This is a genomic window from Luteimonas sp. KH_071, assembly GCF_057838005.1.
On record NZ_CM174458.1, the window covers coordinates 1454518 to 1480538 of the forward strand.

A 26021-nucleotide genomic window follows, 5' to 3' on the forward strand; every position below is an offset into this window, starting at 1 on the left:
CCCGCTCCAGTGGTGAGTGCCCGGAGTGTACGGGTTGCGGCGGCTACTTCTCGACGAACGCCCGCTCGAAGACATATTGGCCCGGCGTGCCGATGCGCGGCGCCGCCTCGAAGCCGCGGGCGTCGAGCAGCTGGCGAAAATCGGCCAGCATCTGCGGGCTGCCGCAGATCATCGCGCGGTCGTGTACGGGATCGAGCGGCGGCAGGCCGAGGTCCGACGCCATGCGGCCGCTGTCGAGCAGTTCCGTGAGGCGACCGCGGTGGCTGCGGCCGTTGAAGTCGAAGTCCTCGCGGGTCACGGCGGGGTAGTACAGCAGCTGCTTCGACATCTGCTCGCCGAGAAACTCGTGGTGCGGCAGCTCGTTGACGATGTAGTCGCGGTAGGCCAGATCCTGCGGCGTGCGCACGCCGTGGGTCACGATGACCTTGTCGAAACGCTCGTAGGTCTCGGGATCCTTGATCACCGACAGCCAGGGCGCGAAGCCGGTACCGGTGCCCAGCAGATACAGGTTGCGGCCCGGGTGCAGGTCGTGGATCAGCAGCGTGCCGGTCGGCTTGCGGCCGATCAGCACCCGGTCGCCCGGTTGGATGTGCTGCAGGCGCGAGGTCAGCGGGCCGTTGTCGACCTTGATGCTGAAGAATTCAAGCTGCTCTTCCCAGTTCGCGCTGGCGATCGAATACGCACGCAGGATCGGCTTGCCTTCGGTCTCCAGCCCGATCATCACGAACTGGCCGTTCTCGAAGCGGAAGCCATCGTCGCGGGTGGTGGTGAAGCTGAAGTAGGCGTCCGTCCAGTGACGGACATCCAGCACCGTTTCGGTGCCAAAGGCGGCTGACATATGCGGAATGGCGACGCGGGGAAGCCGGTCATGATACCAGCGATGAGACCGGTTCTCATTCTGCAGGCGCGGCGCCGGGCGGACACGCCGTTCCACCCGGGCCTTGCGCGTACGCGCCAGACTGGGCGGCGTCAGTTCGGTCCGCGTTCCTCGTTGGGCTTCGCGCGTTTATCGCCCAGCAGCGCGCTGAGCACGATCGCGATGCCGAGTCCCGCTCCGGTCAGGAACAGCAGCAGTGCGATCGCCGGATAGCCGAACAACCGCGGGCCGCCGGGATTGTCCATCATCATCGCCGAGGCGAGGATCAACGCCGCGGTGACGATGCCGGCCGCGATGCGGTTGGCGATCTTGTGCAGACTCTCGAGCAGGTGCGATTCCTCCAGCCCGGTCAGGCGCACGCGCAGACGGTTCTCCGACAGCAGCGACAATACGTTCGATACCTTGCGTGGTGCGTCGCGCACCAGCTCCTGCATGTCCATCAGTTCGCTGGCGAGATTGGCCGGCGACAGCGATTTGCGCAGGCGCTGGCGCATCATGTTGTTGAGGTGATCCTCGACGACGCGTTTCATGTCGAGGTCCGGATCGAGCGCCTGCACCACCGATTCGAGATGCAGCAGCGTTTTGCCGAGCAGGCTCATTTCCGGCGCGGTGCGCAGGCCACAGGCTGTGGCGAGACGCACGAGGTCGAGCATCAGGCGCCCTTCGGTCTGCCCGGTCGCGCCGGATTGCGCGGCGTAGCGTGCGACCAGCTGGCCGACGTCGCGGTAGTAGCGGGCCTCGTCGAAATCCTCCAGCCGGGTGCCCATTGCGATGCCTTCGGCGGCGACCTGCTCGCCGCGGCCGTCGACGGCGGCGAACAGGAGCTTGAGCAGGCGCTCGCGGGTACGCGGCGGGACGTGCGCGACCATGCCCAGATCGAGCAGCGCCAGGCGCCCGTCGCGGGTGAACAGAAGATTGCCCGGATGCGGATCGGCGTGGATTTCGCCGTGCACGAACACCTGGTCGAGATAGCCGTGCAGCAGTTCGGTCGCCAGCGGCACCATGTCGCGCTCGGTGCGCTGCAGGCCGGTGATGTCGGTGACCTTGGTGCCTTCCACCAGCTCCATGGTCAACACGCGGGCGCGGGTGAGATCCCAGATCGGCTTGGGTACGAACAGCGCGGGATAGGCGACGAAATGCGCGTCGAAGCGGTCGAGGTTCTCGGCCTCGATGCGGTAGTCGAGTTCGGCCAGCAGCGTGCGCCGGAATTCGTGCACCCAGTCGGCGAAGCGGATCCGACGACCGACTTCGGTGACCCGGTCCACGCCGCCGGCGAGGCGGGCGAGGGTGTCGAGGTCGTCGCGGATCTGTTCGGTGATGCCCGGGCGCTGCACCTTCACCGCGACCTTGCGGCCGTCGCGCAGCGTCGCGCGATGCACCTGCGCCAGCGACGCGCTGCCGAGCGGCTTCTCGTCGAAACTCTCGAAGATCTTGCTGATGCGTACGCCCAGCGCATCCTCGACCGCCTCGTGGATGACCTCGAACGGCAGCGGTGCCACGTTGTCCTGCATGCGCTCCAGCGCGACGAGATACGCCGGCGGGACCATGTCCGGCCGCGTCGACAGGGCCTGGCCGATCTTGATGAAGGTGGGGCCGAGGGCTTCGAGATCGTCGACGAAGGCTTCGGGCTTGCCGGGCTCACCCTCCGTCGTCGCATCCGCCGTGGCCGGGTCGAATTCGAAACCCGACAACACCCCCGCGCTGCGATATTTCATCAGGAATCGCAGGATCTGCGCGTGTCGCGCAAGGGCGCGGCTGGTGTCGGTCATTCGGTCTACTCCGTTGATCGCATGCAGCCTACGCAGGCGGCCGTCAACGGCGACTCACGACCGCTGTCCGCGTAGGCGCGCGAGGGCATTCCCGGCAACGCCCATCGCGCGCCTGCAGAAGCGAATCAGCGGTATCCGGCGGCCTGCAGTTCGAACAGCTCCGCATAGCGTCCGCCCTGCGTCATCAGCTCGGCATGGGTGCCGCTGGCTTCGATGCGGCCCTGCTCGAGCACGAGGATGCGGTCGGCCATGCGCACGCTGGAGAAGCGATGGGAGATCAGCACGGCGGTGCGGTCTTCCGAGAGTTCCTTGAAGCGGCGGAACACTTCGAACTCGCTGCGTGCGTCCAGCGCGGCGGTCGGCTCGTCGAGGATCATCACCTGCGCCTCGCGCATGTAGGCGCGGGCGATGGCGATCTTCTGCCACTGGCCGCCCGACAGATCCACGCCGGTCTTGAAGCGCCGACCGATCAGCTGGTCATAGCCGTCGGGCAGGCCGGCGATGAGGTCGTCGGCCATCGAGCGACGTGCGGCGTCCTGGATGCGTGACGCGTCGCCCATGGCCTCGATGCGGCCGACGCCGATGTTCTCGCCGGCGGTCAGGTGGTAGCGCACGAAGTCCTGGAAGATCACACCGGTGTTCGCCCGCAACGCGTCGAGGTCGTACTCGCGCAGGTCGCGGCCGTCGAGCAGGATCCGGCCCTCGTCGGGGTCGTAGAGCCGCGCCAGCAGTTTGACCAGGGTGGTCTTGCCGGCGCCATTCTCGCCGACCAGCGCCAGTACTTCGCCGGCCTGCAGGGTGAAATCGAGATGCCGCACCGCCCAGCGCTCCGCGCCCGGGTAGCGGAAGCCCACGTTCTCGAACTTGAAGCCTTCTCGGATCGGCTGGGGGAACGGCACCGGATCGGCGGGCGAGGTGATCTCCGGTTCGATCGCGAAGAACGAGAACAGGTCGTCGAGATACAGCGCCTGGCCGGCGACCTGCGAGAAACCGACCAGCAGGCTTTCCAGCAACTGGCGCAGGCGCCGGAAGCTGCCGGCGAGGAATGTCAGATCGCCGATCGTGAAATCGCCGCGCACCGTGCGCCAGGCGATGTAGGCGTAGGCGATGTAGTAGCCCAGCGTGCCGAGCGCGGCCAGAAGCGTGCCCCAGACCGCACGCCTGCGCGCGAGCGAGCGGTTGGCGCGGAAGAAACCATCGGCGAGCGTGCGGTAGCGGTCGATCAGGAACCGGTGCAGGCCGAAGATCTTGACCTCTTTCGCGGTCTCGAGGCTTGCGCCGGTCTGGCGCACGTATTCGAGCTGGCGGCGCTCGGGCGTCCACTGGAAGTTGAGCGTGTAGCCGAGCGCATTGAAGTGCGATTCGCCGATGAAGGCCGGGATCAGCGCGATCGCCAGCAGCAGGATCAGCCACGGCGCGTAGACCATCAGGCCGATCGCGAAGCTCACCACGGTGATCGCGTCCTGCACCTGGCCGAACAGCTGGCCCATCAGGTTCATGCGGCCCATCGTCTGGCGGCGGGCGCGGTCGAGCTTGTCCTGCAGCTCGGGATCCTCGAAGTCTTCGAGATCCAGCGTCGCCGCGTGTTCCATCAGGCGCACGCTGGTCGCGTTGGTGAACAGCTCCGACAGCAGGTTGTCGGCGTAGCTGACCATGCGGCCGAGCAGGTCGGAGACGATCGCCAGGCCGAATTCGAGCGCCAGCAGCCAGGCCAGATGCTCCAGCGCGCCGCCATGCCAGGCGGTGGCGAGATCGTCGAAGGCCACCCCCGCGCCGACCAGCCGGATCGCCTCGTCGATGATCAGCTTGCCGATGTAGAGCATCACCACCGGAAGGAACGCGCGGATCAGGCGCAGGCCCAGGCTGGTCAGCGTCAGGCCGGGGCTGGTCTGCCAGATCAGCTTCAGGAACGGGCGCAGATTGCGCATCGCGTTGAAGCGTTCGCGCAGGCTCGGGCGTTGCGCGTTGGCGGCGGCGCGCGTGGGGGCGGGGGTGGACATGGGCGCTATCGTATGCGGACGCGTGGCAGACGGTGGCGACCGTCAGCGCATCGCGTCGGGCGGCTCGCCATCGCCGCCGGACTGCAGCGCCACCGGCAGATGCCAGCCGAAGCGCAGGGCCATCATCCGCAGGCCGAAGCACAGCAGGGCGCCTGCGATCGCGCAGGGCATCGGTGGCCATTGCAGCCAGTGGCCCGTGGCGACCACGGCCGCGCCGGCGAGCGCCGCGACCGCATAGAGTTCGGCGCGCAGCACCAGCGGCACCTGCGTCAGCAGCACGTCGCGGGCGATGCCGCCGCCGATGCCGGTGAGCATGCCCAGCCCGGCCGCCATCGCCGGCGGCACGCCGAAATCCAGCGCCTTCTGGGTGCCGGCGACGGCGAACAGGGCGAGCCCCATCGCATCGAACATGCGCACCGGCTGCTGCAGCCGCTCGATCAGCGGCGCCCAGGCGAAGCTGATCACGCCGGCCGCCAGGGTGATTGCCGGATAGCGCCAGTCGCTGAGCGCGGCGACCGGGGTCGCACCGATCAGCACGTCGCGGGTCATGCCGCCGGCGGTCGCGGCGGCGAACGCCAGCACCAGCACGCCGAACAGATCCAGCCGGCGGCGCACGCCGAGCATCGCGCCGCTGAGCGCGAACACGAAGGTGCCGATGAGGTCGAGCACCAGCACCAGAAATTCCATTCGCGCATTGTGCCCGTCAGGTCGATGCCGCGTCATATCCCGAGGCGCGGGCGCGGCCCAGGTGGCGGGGGGCTACGCCAGCGTCCGAGTCTGCGGTGACCTGCGGCAGGTCCTGAGCAACGCGCACCTACGCCGAAGGCCACAGACCGTCGGGTCACTCCAGAAGCGTCGGCCGCGCCAGCGCGTAGCCCTGGGCGTAGTCGACCCCGATCTCGCGCAGGCGGGACACGATCCGCTCGTCCTCGGCGAACTCCGCGATCGTGCGCAGGCCCATGACATGACCGATGTGGTTGATCGCCTCGACCATGGCCTGGTCGATCGGGTCGACCAGGAGGTCGCGCACGAAGCCGCCGTCGATCTTGAGGAAGTCGACCGGCAGATGTTTCAGATAGGCGAAGGACGACATGCCACTGCCGAAATCGTCAAGTGCGAAGGCGCAGCCCATGCTTTTGAGTTCCGCCATCAGAGTCGATGCCTGTGCCAGGTTCCCGATAGCGGCCGTTTCGGTGACTTCGAAACAGATCCGGGCCGGATCCACCCCGCTGCACTCGAAGGCGGCGCGGACGTCGTCCGCCATCGCCTCGTCGGCCAGGGACGCGCCGGACAGGTTGATCGCGAACACGCTGTCCGTGTCGTGGACGTCCCGGGCCAGGCGGGTGAGAACGGTGCGGATCACCCAGCGATCGAGCGTGGGCATCAGACCGTAGCGCTCGGCTGCCGGAATGAACGCCATCGGCATCACGATGCTGCCATCTGTGTCCCGAAGCCGCAGCAGCACCTCCCGATGCAGGATCCGGCCGTCCTGCAGGCAATAGATCGGCTGCGCGTGCAGCAGCAGGCGGTCGTCTTCGAGCGCCCGGTTGATGCGACCGATCCACTCCATCTCACCGTGCCGGCGCGCGAGTGCCTCGTCCTGCTGCCGGTACGTGTATACCCGGTTGCGGCCACGGTCCTTGGCGACATAGCAGGCGGCGTCCGCTGAACTGAGAATCTCCATCGGCGTCATGCTGGCGTCGCTGAAATCGACCTGGCCGATGCTGACAGCGACCGGAAAGCGCTTGTCTCGCCAGCTGAAAGCGAGGTCGGATGCCGCGCGTCGCAGTGCGTCGGCCATTGCACGCGAGTCGTCAGGCGCGCTGTCCTCCAGCAGCACGCCGAACTCGTCGCCGCCCAGCCGCGCCAGCACGTCGGTCTTGCGCAACGGGGCTTTGAGCACCGTCGAGACCTGGCGCAAGAGCTCATCCCCGGCCGTGTGGCCGCAGGTGTCGTTCACCACCTTGAACTGGTCCAGGTCCAGATAGAGCAGCGAGTGCTGCGAGCCGTGCTGGCTCGCGCTTTGCAGCGCTTCGCGAAGCCGCCGGTCGAATTCGTTGCGGTTCACGAGTCCGGTCAGCGGATCGTGCAGCGCCTGGTACCGGATTTCCGCCGCCATGCGTCGTGACGGCGACACGTCACGGAACGCGATCACCGCACCGCCCGGCCGCGCGTCGCGATCGGCAAGCGGAGCGACCGATCCCTCGATGGAGAACACCTCGCCGTCGCGCCGGACGAGCAGGGTCCGATCGCCGAGCTGGCGCGCGACATCGCTGCCGACTGCGCTTGCGATCAGCTCGAGCACGTCCGTGGCGGCGGCCTCGTCGACGAACTGCAGCACGTCGCTACAAGGGCGTCCCAGCGCATCCTCGTGCCGCCAGCCCGACAGCTGCTCGGCCGCCGCGTTGAGAAAGGTGATGGCGCCATCGGCGTCGGTCGTGGCGACGCCATCGGCGATCGATCGCAGAGTGGTCTGAGCCCGTTCCCGCTCGTTCGACAACGCGTCTTCGGCGCGCTTGCGCGGACTGATGTCGCGAAAGAAGCCGACGAACAGACGCCGACCCTCTATCTCGATGTCCGCGAAGGAGATATCGACCGGAACGTCCCGGCCATCGGCTCGGATCGCGACGGTCTCGGTCGCCCGCCAGTCCAGGGTGCGTACGCCGCTCTCGAGGTACCGTCGCATGCCGCGACGATGCGCTTCGCGGTGATGCGGATGCTGGAGGATCTCGAGATTCTGGCCGACCAGCGCGTCAGGCTCGTAGCCCAGTACCTCGCGCGCGGCTGGATTGGCCGAGACGATGGTGCTGTCGACGTCGAGGATCAGCACGGCATCCGTCGTCGTTTCCCACAACGTGCCGTACAGCTGCTCGACCTGCCGTCTGAGCGGACGGAACGTAGGCGACGCCAGCGGCGTTGTGATCATCGGATGTCGCTCCTGACCGCCCGGAAGGTCGAGTCGAACTCATGCTCTCGTGTCTTCGGCCGACGCCGCCCGGCCCGGGAGTGGAGCGGCACCTGAAGTTACACTATCGGCCCACAGCCAGAGGCCTTGAGCGCCGTGACCCAGATCCGCCAGGAAGATTTGATCCAGTCCGTCGCCGACGCGCTGCAGTACATCAGCTACTACCACCCGGTCGACTACATCACGAACCTCGCCGCCGCCTACGAGCGCGAGGAATCGCCGGCCGCGAAAGACGCGATCGCGCAGATCCTGATCAATTCGCGCATGTGCGCCGAGGGCCACCGGCCGATCTGCCAGGACACCGGCATCGTCACCGTGTTCCTCGAAGTCGGCATGTCGGTGCGTTGGGACGACGCGACGATGGGCGTCGAGGACATGGTCAACGAGGGCGTGCGCCGCGCCTACGCATATCCGGACAACAAGCTGCGCGCTTCTGTGCTGGCTGATCCCGCAGGCAAGCGCATCAATACGAAGGACAACACCCCGGGCGTGGTCAACGTCAAGATCGTGCCCGGCAATACCGTGGATGTGATCGTCGCGGCCAAGGGCGGCGGCTCGGAAGCGAAGTCGAAGTTCGCGATGCTCAATCCGTCGGATTCGATCGTCGACTGGGTGCTCAAGACCGTACCGACAATGGGCGCCGGCTGGTGTCCGCCCGGCATGCTCGGCATCGGCATCGGCGGCACCGCCGAGAAGGCGATGCTGCTGGCCAAGGAAGCGCTGATGGAGCCGATCGACATCGTCGAGCTGCAGGCCCGCGGCGCTTCGAACCGGGCCGAGGAGCTGCGTCTGGAACTGTACGACAAGGTCAATGCGCTCGGTATCGGCGCCCAGGGTCTCGGCGGCCTGACCACCGTGCTCGACATCAAGGTCAAGGATTTCCCGACCCACGCGGCGAATCTGCCGGTCGCGCTGATCCCGAACTGCGCGGCCACGCGTCATGCGCACTTCACGCTGGATGGCAGCGGCCCGGTGATGCTCGAACCGCCGTCTTTGGCGGACTGGCCGGAGCTGACCTACAACCCGACCGCCGCGCGCCGCGTCGACCTCGACACCATCACTCCGGAAGAAGTCACCACGTTCAAGCCGGGCGAGGTGCTGCTGCTGAGCGGCAAGCTGCTGACCGGCCGCGACGCCGCGCACAAGCGCATGGTCGAGATGCTCGACCGCGGCGAGATGCTGCCGGTCGATCTCAAGGGCCGCTTCATCTATTACGTCGGCCCGGTCGATCCGGTGCGCGATGAAGTCGTCGGGCCCGCGGGCCCGACCACCGCGACGCGCATGGACAAGTTCACCGACCAGATCCTCGAACAGACCGGTCTGCTGGGCATGGTCGGCAAGGCCGAGCGCGGACCGACCGCGATCGAGGCGATCAAGAAGCACCGGTCGGTCTATCTGATGGCCGTCGGCGGCTCCGCGTATCTGGTGTCGAAGGCGATCAAGGCGGCGAAGGTGCTCGCGTTCGAGGACCTCGGCATGGAAGCGATCTACGAGTTCGAAGTGCAGGACATGCCGGTGACCGTCGCGGTCGACTCGGCCGGCACCTCGGTGCACGAGACCGGTCCGCGCGAGTGGAAGGCACGCATCGGCGGCATTCCGGTGGTCGAGATCGCCTGACGGTTCGCGGACCGGAATGAAGAACGGCGTCTGCGGGCGCCGTTCTATTTGGGGAGAGAGGGTAGAGCCTAAGCGAAACCCATCGCCTTGTTCCGCGTCACGGCGTCCAAGTGTCAGAGCGTCCGGATCTGCAGACCGCACTCTAGTGCACAGATCAGTCGGTTCTCCAGGCAGTCGTCGCGCGAAGGCTGTCTGCTCGGGTCTGTGTAGACACCTGTGCTCATCTCTTCCGAGAGCTGCCGCTCATCCATCGATTCCTGTGCAAAGCACTGGTCGCGCGCTGCATCGCAAGGCACTAGGCAGGCAGCCTGCTGTGGTGTTTCCACGCGAGTCAGCGGCGGCTCCTTGCGACAGCCCATCAGCAGAATGACGACCGCACAGATGCTCCATGTCGTCGCGTGTTGCATTTCGGAATCCTCAGTCCACGAACGCGTCGAAGGTTTTCCTGCGCCGAAACGGCATCAAATGCTGCTCGACGATGCCCTGCGGCACGGTCTCCAGTTTCATGACGCCGTATTCCTCCGGCCACTGCGCCTGGTCGCGCGGCAGCTTGAACGTGCCCATCAGCATGTCGATCAGCGGCAGGTGGATCGCGTAGTTGACGTCGATGTACTCCTGCTGCCGTGCGTGGTGCCAGTGGTGGTAGCGCGGCAGCACCAGCAGGTACTCGAGCCAGCCGAAGCGCACGCCGATGTTGGCGTGGGCGACGACGGCCTGCAGACCGACGAGGATCACGTAGGCGTTCACGGCCGGTGTGGAGAACCCCAGCACCAGCAACGGCAGCAGCACGAAGCTGCGGGTCAGCACGATCTCGACGAGATGGATGCGCGACCCGGCGAGCCAGTCCATTTCCCGGCTCGAATGGTGCACGGCGTGGAAGCGCCAGAGCCACGGCACGTTGTGGTATGCGCGGTGCAGCGAGGCCTGGGCCAGATCGGCGACGAACACCGCGATCAGGAACTGCGCCCACACCGGCAGCGACTGGATCGCGTCCTTGAGGACAGGGAACACCGCGAGCCCGGCGATCGTCGAGGTCGACGCGGTCACCAGGATCAGGATGAACTGCACCAGCACATGGCTCATGAAGAAGTAGGCCATGTCGGTGCGCCAGCCGCGTCGCAGCGGCGACATGCGGCGCCTGCCGAGATAGTGCTCCAGCGGCACGAACACCAGCGCCGAGAAGAACAGCGAGATCACGAACCAGTCGAGCCCCAGCGAGTAGGGCGTCGCACCGATGCTGTCGAACTGTACGTTGGTGCCGCCCAGCATGACGGCCAGCGTCGCGCTGCCCACGCCGACCGTTGCGATACGCCGGTTGCGATCACGCAGGATCGCCAGCGTGCCGAGAATGAAGGCCGCGACCAGACCGACCAGCAGCAGATGCCGGGCGAAGCCTTCGTTGTAGACCGCGCGGAACTCGCGGCTGGTCAGCAGTTCGGGAAAATGAAAGCAGACCACGCCGAAGACGCTGAGCAGGCCCAGCAGGGCCGATGCATAGGCGAAGAACGAGCGGCGCGGGCGTTCAGCGGTAGCGTCCATGCATGAACCGGTCGGCGGGAGACGCTGCCGAGCATAAGACAGATCGCGCCGTCGCCGCCCGGGCGGGACGACGACGGGGTCAGGTCATCAGTGGACGTCTCTCAGTACCAGTCGAGCAGAGAAATGCCTAGGCCGACGTAAGTGGCCTTGTGGTTGTAGTCGATCAGGCTTTCGCCGTAGCCGTTGAACACCTGCAGGTGGCCACGGAAATTGCGGTGGATCGGGAAGCCCCAGTCGAACTGCAGCGCACCGCGCGAGCGTTCGCCGCCGCGCAGCGTATGACGGCCCATCAGCGTGTACATGTGACCACCGCGGACGTGGGTCAGGGTCATGTCGCCGCGCCCCATGTAGTCCTCGATATCCGGATTGTCGTCCTCGCTGCCGTCCGAGATGCGCACCCACGGACGGACCACGAGTGCCCAGTCATCGCGGTCGAATCCGAAGTTGAACATCACCCGGTTCCAGCTGCGCGACAGCGGATCGCCGCGCCCGTTGGACTGGTGGTTGACGCCGATCGCGGCCATGCGGCCATGCCAGCCGCCCGGCAGGCCGTACCCGTTGCGGAACACCATCAGTACTTCGGGCTCGTAATTGGTCTCGCGGAACGGGCGCGACTCTTCGGTGTTGTAGACCTGCCACCGCGAGCTCTGGGTGTAGCCCATCCAGATGTCGCCATTGGTGCCGAACAGGTTCTCGACCGCCTTGGTCTTGAAGCTCAGCTGGAACTTCGCCTCCAGGCTGTCGAGCCCCTGCGACGTGGTCACCGTGTTGTCCGGATTCGGCGAGGAGGGCGTCTGGTTGACGTCGGAGGTCCAGAACGCCGGCAACAGATAGACCGGCTTGTAGGCCCGCATGTTGAAGATGCCGAGCTTGGAGTCCTTGGCCAGTTCCCAGCGACTGTCGAGCAGCGAGCCCTGGCCCGCATTGGCGATCGCGTCGGAGAGCCGGTCGCCGCCGTCATGCGCGTACAGGCTGCGCGACGCGGTGCCCTCGGCCATTGCGTCCGCGCGCAAGGCGGGGTCCCTGCGCAGCTCACGCGCGACCGCAGCCTCGGTATCGGCCTGCTCCGGCGTCCGCGCAGCGCGGCCGGTCATGGTGTCGAAGCAGGCCAGACGCTGGGCATCCTGTTCGAGCGCTGCGCAGGCGTCGAGACTCGCTGGCGCGGTAGGTGCGACGCTCGGCACCTCGGGCGCCTGCGCGTGGGCAAAGCTGGACGCTGCAGCCAAAGCAGCGGGAAAGAGATAAACGGGTCGCATGGTCAGGTCGCGTCCTTGAGCGTGAGGAGATTGCGGGTGTCGGTACTCTGCACCTCGGCGACCTGGCGGTCGATATCCCGGTTGACCGAGGTGTCGACGCCGGCGCTGGTGGCGGGTTCCTGGTCGGTGATCGCCGGCTCGGCGGTCTGCGCGTCCCTGGCCAGCACCACGTGTGTCGTGGTCTTCGGTCCTTGTATCCCTTCGCGCCAGAACGCGCCTTTCACAAGGCGGATCGCCTCGCTTCGGGTCTTGCCCAGATCGCTGTGGCGCTGGTCCACCCAGCCGAAGAAGCGCAGCACACTGCCGTTGGCGCCGAACTCGACGACCGTCCACGACGGCGCGGGATCGGTCAGGACATCGTCGATGCTGGCGATCTCGGCCATCGCGACCGCATGCGCCTTGCGGATGGATTCGCTGGCATCGATGTTGAACGTGAAGTCGAAGCGCCGCTTCGGATTGCTGGTGTAGTTGAGGATCACGGCCTTGAACACCAGCGCATTGGGCAGGCGCAGCTCGTTACCCTCCAGGGTGATCAGGGTCATCGCCCGCGCGCTGAGCGCTGCCACCTTGCCTTCGTAGCTGTCGATCCTGACCAGCTCGCCGGGTTCGAACGGCCGCCGCAGGCTCAACAGGATGCCGGCGATGTAGTTTTCGGCGATGTCCTTGAACGCGAAGCCCAGCGCCAGACCCAGCACGCCGGCCGACCCCAGCATCGCGCCGACGAGTGCGGTGGCATTGAGCAGGTCGAGCGCGACGAGGAAGCCGATCACCAGGATCACCGCGCGGACCGCGCGTCGCATCAGCCCATCGAGATAGGGGTTGCGCGTGCGCAGCCGCAGCCAGTGCAGCCGTTGCGAGACGAAGCCTCCGATCCACGAGGCCAGGAACACGATCAGCGCTGCCGCGAGCAGCAGCGGCAGATGCGCGAGCAGGCGAAGCATCCGAAGTTCGGCCTCGTCGTAGACCTTCTCGAGGCGGGTACGCACGTCGACATCGTCGACATCGTCGACACCTGCAGCCGCGTCGACTGCAGGGGACGCGGCATCCGCAGGCACTGCTTGCGCGACGGGCGTCGCGGTGACGGGCACTGCCTGTCTGCCGGGTGCCGTCGCCTGGAGTGGGGCCGAGAACGCACCTGCCAGGATGGCGATGAGCAGGCAGCCCGCTGCGCATCCCAGGCGCGGCAGGGAAGGTGCGGGCAATGATGCGTGTGACATGTTGCTAGACGTCGGCGGGGGACAAGGCGCGAAGATAGTGCACTCACCACCACCAGGCGAACGCGAAGACTGCGAGCATCAGCACCGCAAGCGCAAGCTTGAGCGCGACGCCGATGGCGATGCCCACCCAGGTACCGATGCCGACCCGGGTCGCCTGGCCGAGGCCGCCCGGGCGCAGATCGCGCCGACTGATCAGTTCGCCGATCACCGCGCCGACGAATGGACCGGCGAACAGGCCCGGCAGCCCGAAGAACAGACCCACGAAGGTGCCGATGATCGTGCCCACCAGTGCGAGCCGACTGGCGCCGACCCGTTTTGCGCCGACCGCCGTTGCCCAGAAATCCACTGCGAACGACACCGCCGTCAACACGCCCAGCGTCACGAGCGACCAGGCGCCGACGCGCTCGAATCCGTCGGCCCACGCGGCGAGCAGCATGCCGGCGAACATCAACGGCACACCGGGCAATGCAGGCAGCACGACACCCGCCAGACCGACCAGAACGAGCAGCGCCGCCAGGACGTAGAACAGCGCACTCAGATCCATGTTTCAACTCCACGCGAGGGTGCCTGAGCACGGTTCAGATGATCGGAAAAAGCTGGGGAAACCCCGGATTGCATTTTCATAAACAGCGGGGTACTTTCCAACCGCTGTGTTTGTCAAGGTCACCGTGAACCGTGACCCTGCGTGAAGTAGATTCGTGTTGGTTCGTCCCACCCGGTCCGCTGCATCGTCGCACCCGTGTTCTCCTTGCAACCAGCCGCCGCATCCGGCGTTCCATCGATCAACTGTCGAAACGTTCCAGGGAGAGAGAGCAGCATGTCAGTTCGCGAAGAAGGCACCGTCAAGTGGTTCAACGACGCCAAGGGCTTCGGATTCATCAGCCGTGAGAGCGGTGAAGACGTATTCGTGCATTTCCGCGCCATCCAGGGCACCGGCTTCAAGTCGCTGCAGGAAGGGCAGAAGGTTTCATTTGAAGTCGTGCAGGGCCAGAAGGGTCTGCAGGCGGATGCCGTCACGCCGCTCTGATCCCGACGGATTCGAGCCAGAAAAAACCCGGCTTGCGCCGGGTTTTTTCCTGTCCGGTCGCGCGGCGCCGATCAGTAGGCGTAGGCCTGACCGTTCTGCACGCGCACGTTCGAACCCTCGCGCAGACCGCTGACGTCGCCCTGCGAGAGCACCGTCGTCCGGCCGTCCTGCATGCGCACGTGGACGTTGTACACATTGCCGCCTTCAGTGCGGTTCTGGATCGCGTTGCCGGCAACGGCGCCACCAATCGCACCCGCGCCGATCGCGACGTTGCGACGGCCGTCGCTGTCGGTATTGCGACGCGCGAGTTCCTTTGCAGCGACCGCACCAACGACGCCGCCGATCAGCGGGCCGGCGATATTGGGATTGCTGTTGCCGCGGACGGTTTCGATCCGGGTGACGGTGCCGCAGTCATAGCAGTTCGCGGGTCGCCCATAGCCGCTGTTGCCGTAGCCACTGTTGCCGTAGCCGGAGCCATATCCGGGTGAGGTCGCACAGCCGGCGAGCGCGATGGATGCGGCGAGTACGGTTCCGATCAGAGCAGTCTTCATGGGGGAAGCCTCCGCTGCTTACGCAGCACTTGTAAGGGAGCGCGGGCGGGATCGACCCGACGCCCCAACGCTAGGCAGGGTTGCGTGAATGCCGTAGCAATTCGGCCGGCGCGGTCGGAAGCGTGCAGCACCCGTTCAGTCGAGTCACGCGGCCCCTTATCCGCGCATGTCCTGGTGACAGCTGCTGCAGGTCGTTCCGATCGAGTCCATCGTCTTGCGCAGGCTGGTGCAGTCCGCAGGCGGTGACGCCAGGGCCGCGTCGAGCGTGCGGCGAGCATCGGCGGCATGCGCGGCGAAGCCACGGTGGTCACGCAGGTCGGGAAACGCGGGTTCGAGATCGTTCGACAGGGCCCGCATCGTCTGCAGGTGTCCAGAGGTGTCCGTCTGCCCGCAGCGGTTCGAGTCCAGCTTTTGCGAAAGCTGTGCCATCTGCGCCTGGTAGAGGTGCATGAGTGCGGCGGGATAGCGGTCCTGCCACGTCTTGCGGGCATCGAGCGTGCGCAGCATCACCACGATCAATACGACGCCGATCAGCAGACCGATCGCGAACACCACCAGATAGCCGGCTGCCGAAGACGGCGCGCCCGGCGGCGTGGTGGTCGGGGGTGGGGTGGACATCGCGATTCCTGGCAGGACGCTGGGCGGCGCGACACTAACATGCGGCCGCATGGGCACCACCGCCGTTAAACTGTGCACATGGATGAAGACGCACGCGCACGCTTTTCCGGCATCGAGCGCCTGTACGGGCAGGGCAGCGTCACGCGCCTGCTGCAGCGGCATGTCGTGGTCGTCGGTCTGGGCGGTGTCGGTTCGTGGGTGGCCGAAGCCCTGGCGCGGACCGGCGTCGGCGCGTTGACGCTGATCGATGCCGACGACATCTGCGTCTCCAACACCAATCGTCAGCTGCCTGCACTTGCGGGACAGTACGGTCGCAACAAGGCCGAGGCGATGGCCGAGCGCTGCCGCGCGATCAATCCTTCGATGACACTGCACGCCGTGCAGGCGTTCGTGACCCCGACCAATCTGGAGGAGATGCTGGGCGGCGGTTTCGATCTCGTCATCGATGCCTGCGACAGCTTCCGCAGCAAGGTGGAACTGATCGCCTGGTGCCGGCGCCGCAAGCTGCCGGTGATCACGGTCGGCGCCGCCGGCGGACGCATCGATCCGACCCTGGTCCGCGTGCGCGATCTGTCGCGCACGGAACACGATGCGATGCTCGCGCTGATCCGCAAGAAGCTGCGCGCGGAGTTCAATTTTCCGAAGACGGCCAAACGCTACTTCGGCGTTTCGGCGATCTACTCGCTGGAGAACGTGCGATACCCGCAAGCCGACGGCACCGTCTGCGGCCTGCGCCCACAGCTCGGTCCCGACGCGGCCCTGAATCTCGATTGCGGCAGTGGCCTGGGCGCGGCGACACACATCACCGGCGCGTTCGCGTTTGCGGCCGTGGGCCGCGCAATCGAACTGCTGCTCAAGCCGTCGGCTGAGGCTGCAGCCTGACGTCGCGTTTCAGCCCGCTGGGATCCGGAACAGCGCCAGCGCATTGCGCGAGGTCTGCGCCGCGACTTCATCGGGCGTGATGCCGCGCAGCTGCGCCACCACGTCGCGGATGCGCGTCAACCGTGCGGGCTCGTTGCGCTGGCCACGGTGGTCGGCGTCGGGCTGGTCGGGCGCGTCGGTTTCGAGCAGCAGCTGTTCGAGCGGCATGTCCGTGACCACACGATGCAGACGCTTCGCACGGTCATAGGTCAGTGGCCCGCCGAGTCCGATCAGAAAACCGATCTTCCACAGCTGCGTCGCCTGTTCGGGGCTGCCGCTGAAGCTGTGGACCACGCCACGCAATCCCTGGAACCGCCGCAGCAGGCCGATGGTTTCTTCCACCGCACGCCGCGCATGCACGATCACCGGCAGATCATGCGCATGCGCGAGCCGCAGCTGACCTTCGAAATAATGCAGTTGCGCATCGGGATCGAGGCCCTCGACAAAGTGATCCAGTCCGCACTCGCCGATGGCGACCGGGCGCTCGCGCTCGACCCACTCGGCAAGTGCATCGAGGTGCTCGGGCCGGTGGTGGGCCAGGAATGTCGGATGCAGGCCGTACGTCGCGTGCAGGCCGGGTGCGGCCGCGCAGACATCGCGCAGCTTCGGCCAGGCCTCAGCGTGGGTCGCCGGAATCACCTGGTGCGTGATCCCGGCCTGCCGCGCTCGCGCGATGACAGCCTCGCGATCGGGGTCGAACTCCGACGCATCGAGATGGCAGTGGCTGTCGACCAGCATGGCAGTGCTCAGGAGCGACGCGCCTCGCCGTCCAACGGCGGCCGGGGCGGTTCGTCGCCCGGCTTGGGCGTACGTTTGCGCTTGGCCAGTACGACGGTCGCCAGGCCCAGCAGCACCTCGTCGATCAGGATGATCGGGTCGGGAATCAGCAGGTTCACCCCGAACAGCACGGCGGTGACCATGAAGATGCGCGGATAGCTCAGCCGCGACAGCCAGGCGATAAGCGGGACGGACAGGGGATTGCGCACGGCGGCCTCCAGCGGCGGGATTCACAACAGCAAATGGACGCTAGCACGCGCTTGTGCAACCCCGGTTTAGCGGGTCCTCAGGCTGGAGGGTCATATTCCGGGGGCTGTTCAGCATGCGAATGCTGCAATCGGCACCAAGAACGCAACAGGCCGTCCAGGTCGAAAGGAGAGAGCGATGAAGAGCAACACGATCGCGATTGCATTGGCTTCCCTGCTCGTGGGCGGCGTGGCCGTCGGCGCGTATCACAACAGCCGCGATGCGGTCGATCCGGTTGCAGGCGCGGATGTGCCCGGCGCCATCGACGCGAAAACCGGCGAGCCTATCGGCACCGCAACCGATGCGCTGGACTATGCCGATGTCGTCGACGTCCGCCCGGTCACCGAAACCGGCGAACTCTACGCGACCGTGCTCGGCAGCGAGCCGATCCGCGAAACCATGACCAGCAGCTCGCCGCGTGAGGTCTGCGAAGACGTGGTGGTGCAGGAGCGGCTTCCGGAACGCGACGGCAATGTCGGCGGCACGGTGGCCGGCGCACTGATCGGTGGCCTGGTCGGCAACCAGGTCGGCAGCGGCAACGGCCGCAAACTGGCGACTGCCGCCGGCGCGACTGCCGGTGGCTTCGTGGGCAACCGGGTCGATCGCAACCATGTCGGCGGCCGGGTCGTGGAGCGCGTCGATCGCCAGTGCCGCACCGTGCAGGATTCGTCGCAGTCCTCGCGCGTCGTGGCCTACAACGTCAGCTACCGCAACCCGGATGGCACAACGGGCTCGATGCGCACCGACGCCAAGCCGGGCAACCGCATCCTGCTGGGCGATGAAGAGCGCACGGTCGGCTACGACGTGACCTACGTCTACGACGGTACGGAGCGCACGATCCGCATGGACGAGCGTCCGGAGGAGCGTCTGCCGGTCATCAACGGCCGGATCATGACGGCCGCGATGGAGTCGTCGGCCGAGCGCCAGTAACGATTCACCGCGTGATCGCGTGATCGCGTGACCCGAAGGGCCGGCCAATGCCGGCCCTTCGCACGTCGGGGCCCTGGTCGGCACGCAATCGTTGCCCTAGATACAATCGGCCCATCACCCTCCGGGACGATCCGCCATGGCCCTGCATCCCTACGATCTCTACGACGTGCGCTCGCTGTTGTCCGACGAGGAGCGTGCAGTACAGGATGCGGTGGCGCGTTTCACCGACGAACGCGTGCTGCCGATCATCGGTGACTGCTTCGACCAGGCGCGCTTCCCGAACGAACTGGTTCCCGAGATGGCCGGTCTCGGCCTGCTCGGCGCGACCTTGCCGGAAGAGTACGGCTGCGCCGGGCTTAATTCGGTCAGCTACGGCCTGATCTGCCAGGAACTCGAGCGCGGCGACTCGGGTCTGCGCAGCTTCGCCAGCGTGCAGTCCTCGCTGTGCATGTATCCGATCTTTGCCTACGGCTCCGAAGCGCAGCGCCGACGCTGGCTGCCCGACATGGCCAAGGGCGAGGTCGTCGGCTGCTTCGGCTTGACCGAGGCGCACGGCGGCTCGGACCCGTCAAACATGAAGACCCACGCCAAGCGCGACGGCGACGACTGGGTGCTCAACGGCTCGAAGATGTGGATCACCAACGGCAATCTGGCCCACGTGGCGATCGTCTGGGCGCAGACCGAGGACGGCATCCAGGGCTTCCTGGTCGAGAAGGATTTCGCCGGCTTCAACGCCCAGGAGATCAAGCACAAGATGAGCCTGCGCGCGTCGGTGACCAGCGCGCTGTATTTCGATGGCGTGCGCGTCCCGGAGGCCAACCGCCTGCCGAACGTCAAAGGCCTGAAAGGCCCGCTGGGCTGCCTGACCCAGGCGCGTTACGGCATCACCTGGGGGCCGATCGGTGCGGCGATCGCCTGCCTCGACGAAGCGCTCAATTACTCCAAAGAACGCATTCTGTTCGAGCGCCCGGTCGCGGCGACGCAGAGCGCGCAGATCAAGATGGCCGACTGGGCGCGCCGCATCACCGGTGCACAGCTGCTATCGCTGCAGCTCGGCCGTCTGAAGGACGCCGGCAACATGCAGCCCACGCAGGTGTCGCTGGCGAAGTGGAACAACTGCCGCATGGCGATCGACATTGCGCGCGAAGCGCGTGACCTGCTGGGCGGCGCCGGTATTACCACCGAACACTGTCCGATCCGTCATGCGCTCAATCTCGAATCGGTGATCACCTACGAGGGCACCGAAACCGTGCACCAGCTCGTGGTCGGGCGTGAGCTGACCGGCATCAACGCGTTCTGAAGAAAACCGGCTGGCCGATCGCCGGTGCGAGGTCGATCCGGTGCCGGCCCGCTGCGAAGACGTTCCAGGAGGCCGCGACGTGTCGTATCCGGATGTCCAGCTCGAAACCGAACGCCTGCTCCTGCGCTTGCCGCGGATCGAGGATTTCGAGCGCTACGCTGAACTGAGAGCCGACGAGGCCGCCTGCCGCCATATCGGCGGGCACCTGCCGCGCAGTGCGGCGTGGCGCAGATTCCTGCAGATGCCGGGCGCCTGGGCCGTGCAGGGCTTCGCGATGTTCTCGGTGATCGAGAAATCCAGCGGTCACTGGGTCGGACAAACGGGGCCGTGGAAGCCGGAAGGCTGGCCCGGGAACGAGATCGGCTACGTCTTCCATCCCGATGCTTGGGGGCGCGGCTTCGCGTTCGAATCTGCGGTGGCCGCGATTGATTGGGCATTCGATTTGCTCGGCTGGGATGAGATCGTCCACTGCATCGCGCCAGACAACATGGCCTCGCAGAGAGTCGCGCAGCGCCTGGGCTCGACCCTGCGCGGACCGGTGCGCCTGCCGCCGCCGGCGCACGAGGCCGCGGTCGAACTCTGGGGCCAGACGCGCGCCGAGTGGCAGGCGGGCAGGGCGTCCCGGGGATGACGACCGTCTACGGGTACTCGCCGTCCGGCAACTGCCACAAGGTGCGTTTGCTGCTCGAGCAACTTGGCCGGCCCTACACGTGGATCGAAACCGACAGCAGTCGCGGCGAGACGCGCACGCCGACGTATCTGGCGAAGAATCCGAACGGCCAGGTGCCGATGCTGGCACTCGAGGACGGCCGCGTCCTGGTCGAATCGAACGCGATCCTGTGTTTCCTCGCCGCCGGCACGTCGTTGTTGCCGACCGATCCCTGGCAGCACGCGCAGGCGCTGCGCTGGATGTTCTTCGAGCAGTACAGCCATGAGCCCGCGATCGCGGTTGCGCGTTTCATCCGCGGCTGGACCGAGGCCGATTCGCCGCGCCGCTCTGAACTGTCGGCGCTGCAGGCGCGTGGCCATCGCGCGTTGAAGGTGATGGACGGCCATCTCGCGGGCGGTGCCACCTGGTTTTCCGGCGATGTCTACGGTGTCGCCGACATCGCGCTGTTCGCCTACACCGCCGTCGCGCCCGACGGCGGCTTCGACCTGACCCGGTATCCGGCGTTGCGCGATTGGCTCGCGCGCGTGCGCGGCACGCCGGGTTTCATCGACATGCCGGCGCCTGCGCCGGTCAACGCCGCGAGGCTCGCGGCCACGGACTGAAGGTGCATCGATGTTCGCAGTCGTTCCCGATCCGATCCCCGCCCGCATGAAGGGGATCAACCGCGCCGAGATCTGCGACGCGAATTTCCAGCAGTTCGTTCGCGACTGGGACGGCCCGCGCGCTGCGGTGCCGGCCGACGGCGCGCCGGTTCTCCACGGCAGCGCGCTCGATGCACGTGGCTTCCGCGAGCTGTTCGAGTCGCAGCTGATCAGCCGGCATCTCGATCTGATGGCGCGGGTGCTGCGCGTGCAGAACAAGGTCTTCTACACGATCGGCTCCAGCGGCCACGAAGGCAATGCGATGGTCGCGCGGGCCACGCGGCATACCGATCCGGCCTTCCTGCACTACCGCAGTGGCGGCTTCATGGCCGAGCGGTTCCGCAAGGTGCCGGGCATGGATCCTGTGATGGATTCGGCGCTGTCGTTCGCCGCCAGTGCGGACGATCCCGCGAGCGGCGGTCGCCACAAGGTCTGGGGCAGCAAGCCGTTGTGGGTGCTGCCGCAGACCTCGACGATCGCCTCGCACCTGCCCAAGGCGCTCGGCACCGCGATCGCGATCGAGCACGCGCGCCGCATCGGCCATGCGCTGCCGGTGCCGGCCGACAGCCTCGTGGTGTGCTCGTTCGGCGATGCGTCGAGCAATCACGCGACCGCGCAGACCGCGTTCAACGCGGCGGCCTACACCGCGTACCAGAAGCTGCCTGCGCCGGTATTATTCGTCTGCGAGGACAACGGCATCGGTATTTCGGTGCGAACGCCGGATGGGTGGATCGCACGCAACTTCGCGCACCGGCCGGATCTCGACTACTTCGCCGCCGATGGTCTCGATCTGGCCTCCGGCTACGGGGAGGTGGAGCGCGCCGTCGCTCACTGCCGTCGCACACGACGGCCGACATTCCTGCATCTACGGACCACGCGGCTCATGGGCCACGCCGGCACCGATTTCGAGATCGAGTGGCGCGCGCTGGCGGAACTGTGTGCGGTCGAGGCCAGTGATCCCTTGCTGCGCAGCGCCGCGATCGCACTCGAATCCGGCCTGTTGTCGAAGGGCGAGTTGCTGGCGCTTTATGAAGCGATGCGAATTCGCTGCTTCGCCGCGGCGGAAGACGCCGACAGCCGTCCGCGACTGACCCGGCTTGACGATGTGATGGCGCCGCTCGCGCCGTATTCGCCCGGGCCGGTCCACGCTGAAGCAACGCGCGTTCCCGACGCGGCAGCACGCATCGCGGCCTTCGGCAGCGATGCCGCGCTGCCGGAACGCCTGCCGCCCAGACATCTGGCGGTGCAGATCAACCAGGCCCTCCACGACCTGTTCGTGAAGTATCCCGACGCGTTGCTGTTCGGTGAGGACGTCGCGCAGAAGGGTGGCGTCTACACCTTGACCAAGGGCTTGCAGAAAGCCTTCGGCGGCCGACGCGTGTTCAATACCTTGCTCGACGAAACCACGATCCTCGGTCTAGCGCAGGGTTTCGCGAACATGGGCATGCTCGCGCTGCCGGAGATCCAGTATCTGGCGTACTTCCACAATGCCTGCGACCAGATCCGCGGCGAGGCTGCCAGCCTGCAGTTCTTCAGCAACGGGCAGTACCGCAATCCGATGGTCGTGCGGATCGCATCGCTGGGCTACCAGCGCGGGTTCGGCGGGCATTTTCACAACGACAACTCGATTGCGGCACTGCGCGACATTCCCGGCATCGTCATCGGCTGCCCCTCGCGTGGCGACGACGCAGCGACAATGCTGCGCACGCTCACCGCGATGGCCAAGGTCGACGGCCGCGTCTGCCTGTTCCTCGAACCGATCGCGCTGTACATGGCCAAGGATCTGTACGCCGCAGGCGACGGCGGCTGGTCGACGACGTACCCGACACCAGACCAGGCGATGCCGTTCGGCGAAGCGCGCGTCTACGATGGCGACGCGACCGATCTGGTCGTGCTGACGTTCGGCAATGGTGTGCCGATGAGCCTGCGCGCCGCGCGGCTCATCGAGGCCGAGCGTGGCTGGAAGGTGCGCGTAGTTGATCTGCGCTGGCTGCTGCCGCTCAACGAAGGCGAGATCGCCCGCCATGTCGGCGAATGCGCACGCGTGCTGGTGGTCGACGAGGGGCGCCGCAGTGCGGGCGTAGGCGAGGGCATCGTCACCGCGATCGCGGAAGCGGGCTTCGGCGACACCCCGTTACGGCGTGTGGTGGGCGCCGATACGTTCACGCCGTTGGCAGCAGCAGCGTTGCTGGTAATTCCGTCGGAGGCGGACATCGTCACGGCGGCGTTGACGATGGTGTGAGGGATCGCCTTGAGGCGTTGCTGGCGCTTGCGTAGAACAGTCCTCCCCCGTTTGCGGGGGAGGGTCGGGTGCGGGTGACCTGTCAGTGCCGTGGATGCGTCATCGAGCGCGACAAGCGCACACAGTATTCGCTCGCTTCGAGTTGCGCGCTAACCGTTCGCCCCCATCGCATCCTTCCACCCGCGAAGGGAGCAATGCCTCAAAATGCTGGGGAGGGGACTCTACGCGGCGGTCGAATCAGTCCGCCAACCGCACCCGCACTTCCACGCGCCGGTTCGGCGCCAGACACGTGATCAACGCCTGGCCGCGCTCCGATCCACACTCGGCTACCGGCTCCACATCGCCGCGCCCGACCGCCGTGATGCGGTCCGACGGCACGCCGTGCTCGACCAGATAATCGCGGACGGCTTCGGCGCGGCGGTTCGACAGGCGCAGGTTGCCCTGGCGGTTGCCGATGCGATCGCTGTGTCCGATGACGTGGACGACTTCGAGACTGCGGCCAGTCAGGCGACCCGCGAGTGTGTCGAGTGCGGCGCGCCCCGCCGGGCTGATGTCGCGAATGTCGGCTTTTCCGAACGCGAACAGACCGTCGGCGTCGAGTTGCTCGACGAATGCGGTCGGCTCGGGTGGTGCTGGCGCGGCGGATTCCTGCACCGGCGCCGAGCTCGCGCAGGCAGCGAGTACACACGTGACTACGGATGCGGCAAGCGCCGCGGACAGCGAACTGTGCTTCATGACGACCCCTTGGATGGTGCCCCTGATCCAGATCTCCACACCGGCGGCAGCTCGTGCGGCGACGGCTTCGACATTTCCCCTGGGCGCGTGCGCGCCCCCTGTCGCGGCCGAGCATAGCAGCCGGATCACGACATTCGAATGGGGGTGGGCGGGGCGGCGAATCCGCAGGGATCAGCGGGCGAGGCCGTCCAGTAGCGGTGTATCGACGACATCGATGCCGCCGATCTGCAGCGGCGCGTCCAGGTGTTCGAGCGGCAGCACGGCCAGCACAAGATCGCCGGCGACGGACACGACCTTGCCTTGCACCTGCTCGCCGGTCCGCACGTCTTCGCCAGCTGCGGCATCAGGCGCGCCGCGCAGGACGGCCAGGCCGCGCTTCGCCTGTCCGAGGAAGTGCGTGCGTGCGACGATTTCCTGTCCCGGATAGCAGCCCTTGGCGACGCTGAAGGCACGCAGGCGTTCCAGCGACAGCTGTTGCGGGGTCCACTGCTCGCGCTGGTCCGCGTCGAGGCGGGGCAGGCCGTGGGTGATGTCGAAGGCGCGCCAGCGGCGTTGCGCATCCGGATCGACTGCGATCACCGGATCGGCTTCGCGCAGGGACAGGGTGCGCGGTTTCGACGGCGAGCCGAGGTCCAGCTCGATCACAGACGTATCGATTGCGGCAGTCGCACCGCGCGCAATCGACGGCAATGCGAACAGTCCCATCGCAGAAACGCCACTGCGCACCTCGATCGAGACCTTGCTGCGGAAGACGTAGCGTTTCAACGATGTCGCCAATGCAGCGATATCGGCGTCGAGCACGATCAGGTCTAGCCGCTCCGCGCTGTGCCGCAAGACGGCGAACAGGGCGATCACGCGCCCCTTCGGGGTCAACCAACCGCTCCACTGCCACTGTCCGTCACCGAGCGCCGCGATGTCGCTCATGAACTGCGCCTGCGCGAATGCGATGCAATCGCGTCCGTGAAGCGTCAGTGACGCGATGTCCGGAAGCGCGAATGCAGGGCCTGAAGTGGATTGCAGCTTGTCTGACATGCCTGTGGGAACTAAAATTGAACGAATGACCAACCCGGACATCATAGGCGAGCAGACGGACACGCCGTCGTCGACGCCTGCGGAAATGCCTGTTCCGGCATCGCCGCCCGCTGAAGAGATCGGAGGCCGCGAGGGCCTCGATCCGACGCGCTATGGCGACTGGGAAAAGAACGGTCGTTGCATCGATTTCTGATCTGTCACGTCGTGTCTGGCGGACAGATCCGCAGTACCAGCCACGCGGCGAGACGCCGCCAGCGAGGAGAGCACTACAACGATGGCACACCGTAACCGTCCTCTGTCACCGTTCATGCTCGGCACGCTGTATCGCCTGCAGATCACATCGGTGATGTCCCTGATGCACCGGGTCACCGGCATCATCGCCTCGGTCGGTGCATTCGGCCTCGCCTGGTGGTTGCTGGCCGTCGCCCAAGGCGGCGACGCCTACGCGAATGCGTCGGCCTGCCTCGCCTCGCCGCTGGGCACGCTCGCACTCGCCGCGTTCTCGTTCGCGCTGGTCTATCACCTGCTCAATGGCATCCGCCACCTGATGTGGGATGCGGGCATGGGCTTCGAACTGCCGGAGGTCTATCGCTCCGGCTACACCGTGATCACGCTGGCCGTCGTGCTGACCGCCGTGATCTGGTTCATTGCATTGCGGGGTGGCGCATGAGCGAGTCGAAGACACCGGTCGAGGTCGTGCGCCAGCGCGATTTCCGCACGCCGGTCGGTCGGGCACGCGGCCTGGGCTCGGGCAAGAGCGGGACCGGTCATTTCTGGTGGCAGCGCGTGACCGCCGTGGCGCTGGTACCGCTGGTCGCATGGTTCATCGGCACGCTGGTGTCGCTGGCCGGCGCCGACCTCGCCACCGTGCAGACCGTCATCGCGCGTCCGTTCAACGCGATCGCCTTCGCGCTCTTCGCGATCGCCATGTTCTGGCACGCCAAGCTCGGCCTGCAGGTGATCATCGAGGACTACATCCACCAGCGCGCGCTGGAGGTCAGTCTCCAGCTCCTCGTCACATTCGCCTGCGCCGCTGGCGCGCTCGCATCGCTGTACGCGATTGCGCGCATCGCACTGCTGGGCTGAGAACC

At 66.6% G+C, this 26021-nt stretch carries 27 protein-coding genes; 11 read left to right on the plus strand and 16 right to left on the minus strand.

Annotated features, from left to right (window positions below; translation table 11 throughout):
- Positions 1-43: 43 nt before the first annotated feature.
- The 5 genes from AC3IRM_RS06865 to AC3IRM_RS06885 all read right to left on the minus strand — a co-directional run bounded on the left by AC3IRM_RS06865 (position 44) and on the right by AC3IRM_RS06885 (position 7572).
- The gene (locus AC3IRM_RS06865) at positions 44-838 is read right to left on the minus strand and encodes a ferredoxin--NADP reductase (protein ID WP_489205463.1); all 795 of its coding nucleotides are present in this window, start codon (positions 836-838) and stop codon (positions 44-46) included.
- A gap of 131 nt (positions 839-969) precedes the next feature.
- Complete coding sequence (locus AC3IRM_RS06870; RefSeq protein WP_489205464.1) at positions 970-2646, minus strand: ABC1 kinase family protein; 1677 nt, start codon at positions 2644-2646, stop codon at positions 970-972.
- A 125-nt stretch (positions 2647-2771) separates the two neighbouring features.
- Positions 2772-4646, minus strand: coding sequence for an ABC transporter ATP-binding protein (locus tag AC3IRM_RS06875; protein ID WP_489205465.1), 1875 nt, complete (start codon positions 4644-4646; stop codon positions 2772-2774).
- A gap of 42 nt (positions 4647-4688) precedes the next feature.
- Positions 4689-5333, minus strand: coding sequence for a trimeric intracellular cation channel family protein (locus tag AC3IRM_RS06880; protein ID WP_489205466.1), 645 nt, complete (start codon positions 5331-5333; stop codon positions 4689-4691).
- A gap of 154 nt (positions 5334-5487) precedes the next feature.
- Positions 5488-7572 (minus strand): EAL domain-containing protein, encoded by a 2085-nt coding sequence (locus tag AC3IRM_RS06885; RefSeq protein ID WP_489205467.1) that lies wholly within the window; start codon positions 7570-7572, stop codon positions 5488-5490.
- A gap of 135 nt (positions 7573-7707) precedes the next feature.
- Here AC3IRM_RS06885 and AC3IRM_RS06890 point away from each other — a divergent pair, with 135 nt between their 5' ends.
- Entirely contained in the window at positions 7708-9228 is a 1521-nt protein-coding gene (locus AC3IRM_RS06890; protein WP_489205862.1) for a fumarate hydratase, read from the plus strand.
- Positions 9229-9341: 113 nt separating this feature from the next.
- On the opposite strand, the gene AC3IRM_RS06895 is transcribed toward AC3IRM_RS06890, so the two are convergent.
- From AC3IRM_RS06895 to AC3IRM_RS06915, 5 genes are all read right to left on the minus strand, one after another.
- A complete protein-coding gene (locus tag AC3IRM_RS06895) occupies positions 9342-9635 on the minus strand; it encodes a hypothetical protein (protein ID WP_489205468.1) in 294 nt (97 codons plus the stop codon).
- Positions 9636-9645: 10 nt separating this feature from the next.
- Positions 9646-10767: a sterol desaturase family protein gene (locus AC3IRM_RS06900; protein WP_489205469.1), complete on the minus strand. Its 1122-nt coding sequence runs from the start codon at positions 10765-10767 to the stop codon at positions 9646-9648.
- A 101-nt stretch (positions 10768-10868) separates the two neighbouring features.
- Positions 10869-12023: a phospholipase A gene (locus AC3IRM_RS06905; protein ID WP_489205470.1), complete on the minus strand. Its 1155-nt coding sequence runs from the start codon at positions 12021-12023 to the stop codon at positions 10869-10871.
- A 2-nt stretch (positions 12024-12025) separates the two neighbouring features.
- Entirely contained in the window at positions 12026-13111 is a 1086-nt protein-coding gene (locus AC3IRM_RS06910; protein ID WP_489205471.1) for a mechanosensitive ion channel family protein, read from the minus strand.
- 172 nt (positions 13112-13283) lie between these two features.
- Complete coding sequence (locus AC3IRM_RS06915) at positions 13284-13784, minus strand: DUF456 domain-containing protein (RefSeq protein WP_489205472.1); 501 nt, start codon at positions 13782-13784, stop codon at positions 13284-13286.
- Positions 13785-14057: 273 nt separating this feature from the next.
- On the opposite strand from AC3IRM_RS06915, the gene AC3IRM_RS06920 reads away from it, so the two are divergent.
- Positions 14058-14267: a cold-shock protein gene (locus tag AC3IRM_RS06920; RefSeq protein ID WP_489205473.1), complete on the plus strand. Its 210-nt coding sequence runs from the start codon at positions 14058-14060 to the stop codon at positions 14265-14267.
- A 71-nt stretch (positions 14268-14338) separates the two neighbouring features.
- Here the strand turns inward: AC3IRM_RS06920 and AC3IRM_RS06925 are convergent, their stop codons facing one another.
- Positions 14339-14818 carry a glycine zipper 2TM domain-containing protein gene (locus AC3IRM_RS06925; protein WP_489205474.1) on the minus strand — a complete coding sequence of 160 codons (480 nt, stop codon included), beginning with the start codon at positions 14816-14818 and terminating at the stop codon, positions 14339-14341.
- Positions 14819-14974: 156 nt separating this feature from the next.
- Positions 14975-15436, minus strand: coding sequence for a hypothetical protein (locus tag AC3IRM_RS06930; protein ID WP_489205475.1), 462 nt, complete (start codon positions 15434-15436; stop codon positions 14975-14977).
- Between the two features lie 78 nt (positions 15437-15514).
- Between AC3IRM_RS06930 and AC3IRM_RS06935 the strand changes: the two genes are divergently transcribed.
- Positions 15515-16318, plus strand: coding sequence for a tRNA threonylcarbamoyladenosine dehydratase (locus AC3IRM_RS06935; protein ID WP_489205476.1), 804 nt, complete (start codon positions 15515-15517; stop codon positions 16316-16318).
- Between the two features lie 9 nt (positions 16319-16327).
- Here the strand turns inward: AC3IRM_RS06935 and AC3IRM_RS06940 are convergent, their stop codons facing one another.
- Entirely contained in the window at positions 16328-17095 is a 768-nt protein-coding gene (locus tag AC3IRM_RS06940; RefSeq protein WP_489205477.1) for a TatD family hydrolase, read from the minus strand.
- An 8-nt stretch (positions 17096-17103) separates the two neighbouring features.
- A complete protein-coding gene (locus tag AC3IRM_RS06945) occupies positions 17104-17343 on the minus strand; it encodes a DUF6116 family protein (RefSeq protein ID WP_489205478.1) in 240 nt (79 codons plus the stop codon).
- A 175-nt stretch (positions 17344-17518) separates the two neighbouring features.
- Between AC3IRM_RS06945 and AC3IRM_RS06950 the strand changes: the two genes are divergently transcribed.
- From AC3IRM_RS06950 to AC3IRM_RS06970, 5 genes are all read left to right on the plus strand, one after another.
- Positions 17519-18310 (plus strand): glycine zipper 2TM domain-containing protein, encoded by a 792-nt coding sequence (locus AC3IRM_RS06950; RefSeq protein ID WP_310234337.1) that lies wholly within the window; start codon positions 17519-17521, stop codon positions 18308-18310.
- A gap of 136 nt (positions 18311-18446) precedes the next feature.
- Positions 18447-19610 (plus strand): acyl-CoA dehydrogenase family protein, encoded by a 1164-nt coding sequence (locus AC3IRM_RS06955; protein WP_489205479.1) that lies wholly within the window; start codon positions 18447-18449, stop codon positions 19608-19610.
- Between the two features lie 79 nt (positions 19611-19689).
- Positions 19690-20241, plus strand: coding sequence for a GNAT family N-acetyltransferase (locus AC3IRM_RS06960; RefSeq protein WP_489205480.1), 552 nt, complete (start codon positions 19690-19692; stop codon positions 20239-20241).
- The gene (locus tag AC3IRM_RS06965) at positions 20238-20882 is read left to right on the plus strand and encodes a glutathione S-transferase family protein (RefSeq protein ID WP_489205481.1); all 645 of its coding nucleotides are present in this window, start codon (positions 20238-20240) and stop codon (positions 20880-20882) included. The genes AC3IRM_RS06960 and AC3IRM_RS06965 overlap by 4 nt, the downstream gene beginning before the upstream one ends.
- A 10-nt stretch (positions 20883-20892) precedes the next feature.
- A complete protein-coding gene (locus AC3IRM_RS06970) occupies positions 20893-23163 on the plus strand; it encodes a thiamine pyrophosphate-dependent enzyme (protein WP_489205482.1) in 2271 nt (756 codons plus the stop codon).
- Positions 23164-23400: 237 nt separating this feature from the next.
- On the opposite strand, the gene AC3IRM_RS06975 is transcribed toward AC3IRM_RS06970, so the two are convergent.
- On the minus strand, positions 23401-23898 hold the full coding sequence (locus AC3IRM_RS06975; protein WP_489205483.1) for an OmpA family protein: 498 nt from the start codon (positions 23896-23898) through the stop codon (positions 23401-23403).
- 171 nt (positions 23899-24069) lie between these two features.
- Entirely contained in the window at positions 24070-24930 is an 861-nt protein-coding gene (gene ygfZ / locus AC3IRM_RS06980) for a CAF17-like 4Fe-4S cluster assembly/insertion protein YgfZ (protein ID WP_489205863.1), read from the minus strand.
- A 25-nt stretch (positions 24931-24955) separates the two neighbouring features.
- On the opposite strand from ygfZ, the gene AC3IRM_RS06985 reads away from it, so the two are divergent.
- The 3 genes from AC3IRM_RS06985 (at position 24956) to sdhD (ending at position 26016) form a co-directional block, all read left to right on the plus strand.
- The gene (locus AC3IRM_RS06985; protein WP_310154288.1) at positions 24956-25123 is read left to right on the plus strand and encodes a DUF1674 domain-containing protein; all 168 of its coding nucleotides are present in this window, start codon (positions 24956-24958) and stop codon (positions 25121-25123) included.
- An 81-nt stretch (positions 25124-25204) separates the two neighbouring features.
- Positions 25205-25600, plus strand: a complete 396-nt coding sequence (gene sdhC / locus AC3IRM_RS06990; RefSeq protein ID WP_310154290.1) for a succinate dehydrogenase, cytochrome b556 subunit — start codon at positions 25205-25207, stop codon at positions 25598-25600.
- On the plus strand, positions 25597-26016 hold the full coding sequence (gene sdhD / locus AC3IRM_RS06995; RefSeq protein WP_489205484.1) for a succinate dehydrogenase, hydrophobic membrane anchor protein: 420 nt from the start codon (positions 25597-25599) through the stop codon (positions 26014-26016). The genes sdhC and sdhD overlap by 4 nt, the downstream gene beginning before the upstream one ends.
- The last annotated feature ends 5 nt before the right edge of the window (positions 26017-26021 follow it).

What these genes read in the sequence shown, in the direction of transcription:
- AC3IRM_RS06935 (WP_489205476.1), top strand. Translation starts at nt 15,515, where the DNA reads ATGGATGAAGACGCACGCGCACGCTTTTCCGGCATCGAGCGCCTGTAC.
- AC3IRM_RS06975 (WP_489205483.1), bottom strand. Translation starts at nt 23,898, where the DNA reads ATGAAGCACAGTTCGCTGTCCGCGGCGCTTGCCGCATCCGTAGTCACG.
- AC3IRM_RS06870 (WP_489205464.1), bottom strand. Translation starts at nt 2,646, where the DNA reads ATGACCGACACCAGCCGCGCCCTTGCGCGACACGCGCAGATCCTGCGA.
- AC3IRM_RS06865 (WP_489205463.1), bottom strand. Translation starts at nt 838, where the DNA reads ATGTCAGCCGCCTTTGGCACCGAAACGGTGCTGGATGTCCGTCACTGG.
- AC3IRM_RS06940 (WP_489205477.1), bottom strand. Translation starts at nt 17,095, where the DNA reads ATGCTGGTCGACAGCCACTGCCATCTCGATGCGTCGGAGTTCGACCCC.
- AC3IRM_RS06950 (WP_310234337.1), top strand. Translation starts at nt 17,519, where the DNA reads ATGAAGAGCAACACGATCGCGATTGCATTGGCTTCCCTGCTCGTGGGC.
- AC3IRM_RS06970 (WP_489205482.1), top strand. Translation starts at nt 20,893, where the DNA reads ATGTTCGCAGTCGTTCCCGATCCGATCCCCGCCCGCATGAAGGGGATC.
- sdhD (WP_489205484.1), top strand. Translation starts at nt 25,597, where the DNA reads ATGAGCGAGTCGAAGACACCGGTCGAGGTCGTGCGCCAGCGCGATTTC.
- AC3IRM_RS06985 (WP_310154288.1), top strand. Translation starts at nt 24,956, where the DNA reads ATGACCAACCCGGACATCATAGGCGAGCAGACGGACACGCCGTCGTCG.
- ygfZ (WP_489205863.1), bottom strand. Translation starts at nt 24,930, where the DNA reads ATGTCAGACAAGCTGCAATCCACTTCAGGCCCTGCATTCGCGCTTCCG.
- sdhC (WP_310154290.1), top strand. Translation starts at nt 25,205, where the DNA reads ATGGCACACCGTAACCGTCCTCTGTCACCGTTCATGCTCGGCACGCTG.
- AC3IRM_RS06925 (WP_489205474.1), bottom strand. Translation starts at nt 14,818, where the DNA reads ATGAAGACTGCTCTGATCGGAACCGTACTCGCCGCATCCATCGCGCTC.
- AC3IRM_RS06880 (WP_489205466.1), bottom strand. Translation starts at nt 5,333, where the DNA reads ATGGAATTTCTGGTGCTGGTGCTCGACCTCATCGGCACCTTCGTGTTC.
- AC3IRM_RS06930 (WP_489205475.1), bottom strand. Translation starts at nt 15,436, where the DNA reads ATGTCCACCCCACCCCCGACCACCACGCCGCCGGGCGCGCCGTCTTCG.
- AC3IRM_RS06875 (WP_489205465.1), bottom strand. Translation starts at nt 4,646, where the DNA reads ATGTCCACCCCCGCCCCCACGCGCGCCGCCGCCAACGCGCAACGCCCG.
- AC3IRM_RS06895 (WP_489205468.1), bottom strand. Translation starts at nt 9,635, where the DNA reads ATGCAACACGCGACGACATGGAGCATCTGTGCGGTCGTCATTCTGCTG.
- AC3IRM_RS06920 (WP_489205473.1), top strand. Translation starts at nt 14,058, where the DNA reads ATGTCAGTTCGCGAAGAAGGCACCGTCAAGTGGTTCAACGACGCCAAG.
- AC3IRM_RS06900 (WP_489205469.1), bottom strand. Translation starts at nt 10,767, where the DNA reads ATGGACGCTACCGCTGAACGCCCGCGCCGCTCGTTCTTCGCCTATGCA.
- AC3IRM_RS06905 (WP_489205470.1), bottom strand. Translation starts at nt 12,023, where the DNA reads ATGCGACCCGTTTATCTCTTTCCCGCTGCTTTGGCTGCAGCGTCCAGC.
- AC3IRM_RS06885 (WP_489205467.1), bottom strand. Translation starts at nt 7,572, where the DNA reads ATGATCACAACGCCGCTGGCGTCGCCTACGTTCCGTCCGCTCAGACGG.
- AC3IRM_RS06915 (WP_489205472.1), bottom strand. Translation starts at nt 13,784, where the DNA reads ATGGATCTGAGTGCGCTGTTCTACGTCCTGGCGGCGCTGCTCGTTCTG.
- AC3IRM_RS06955 (WP_489205479.1), top strand. Translation starts at nt 18,447, where the DNA reads ATGGCCCTGCATCCCTACGATCTCTACGACGTGCGCTCGCTGTTGTCC.
- AC3IRM_RS06965 (WP_489205481.1), top strand. Translation starts at nt 20,238, where the DNA reads ATGACGACCGTCTACGGGTACTCGCCGTCCGGCAACTGCCACAAGGTG.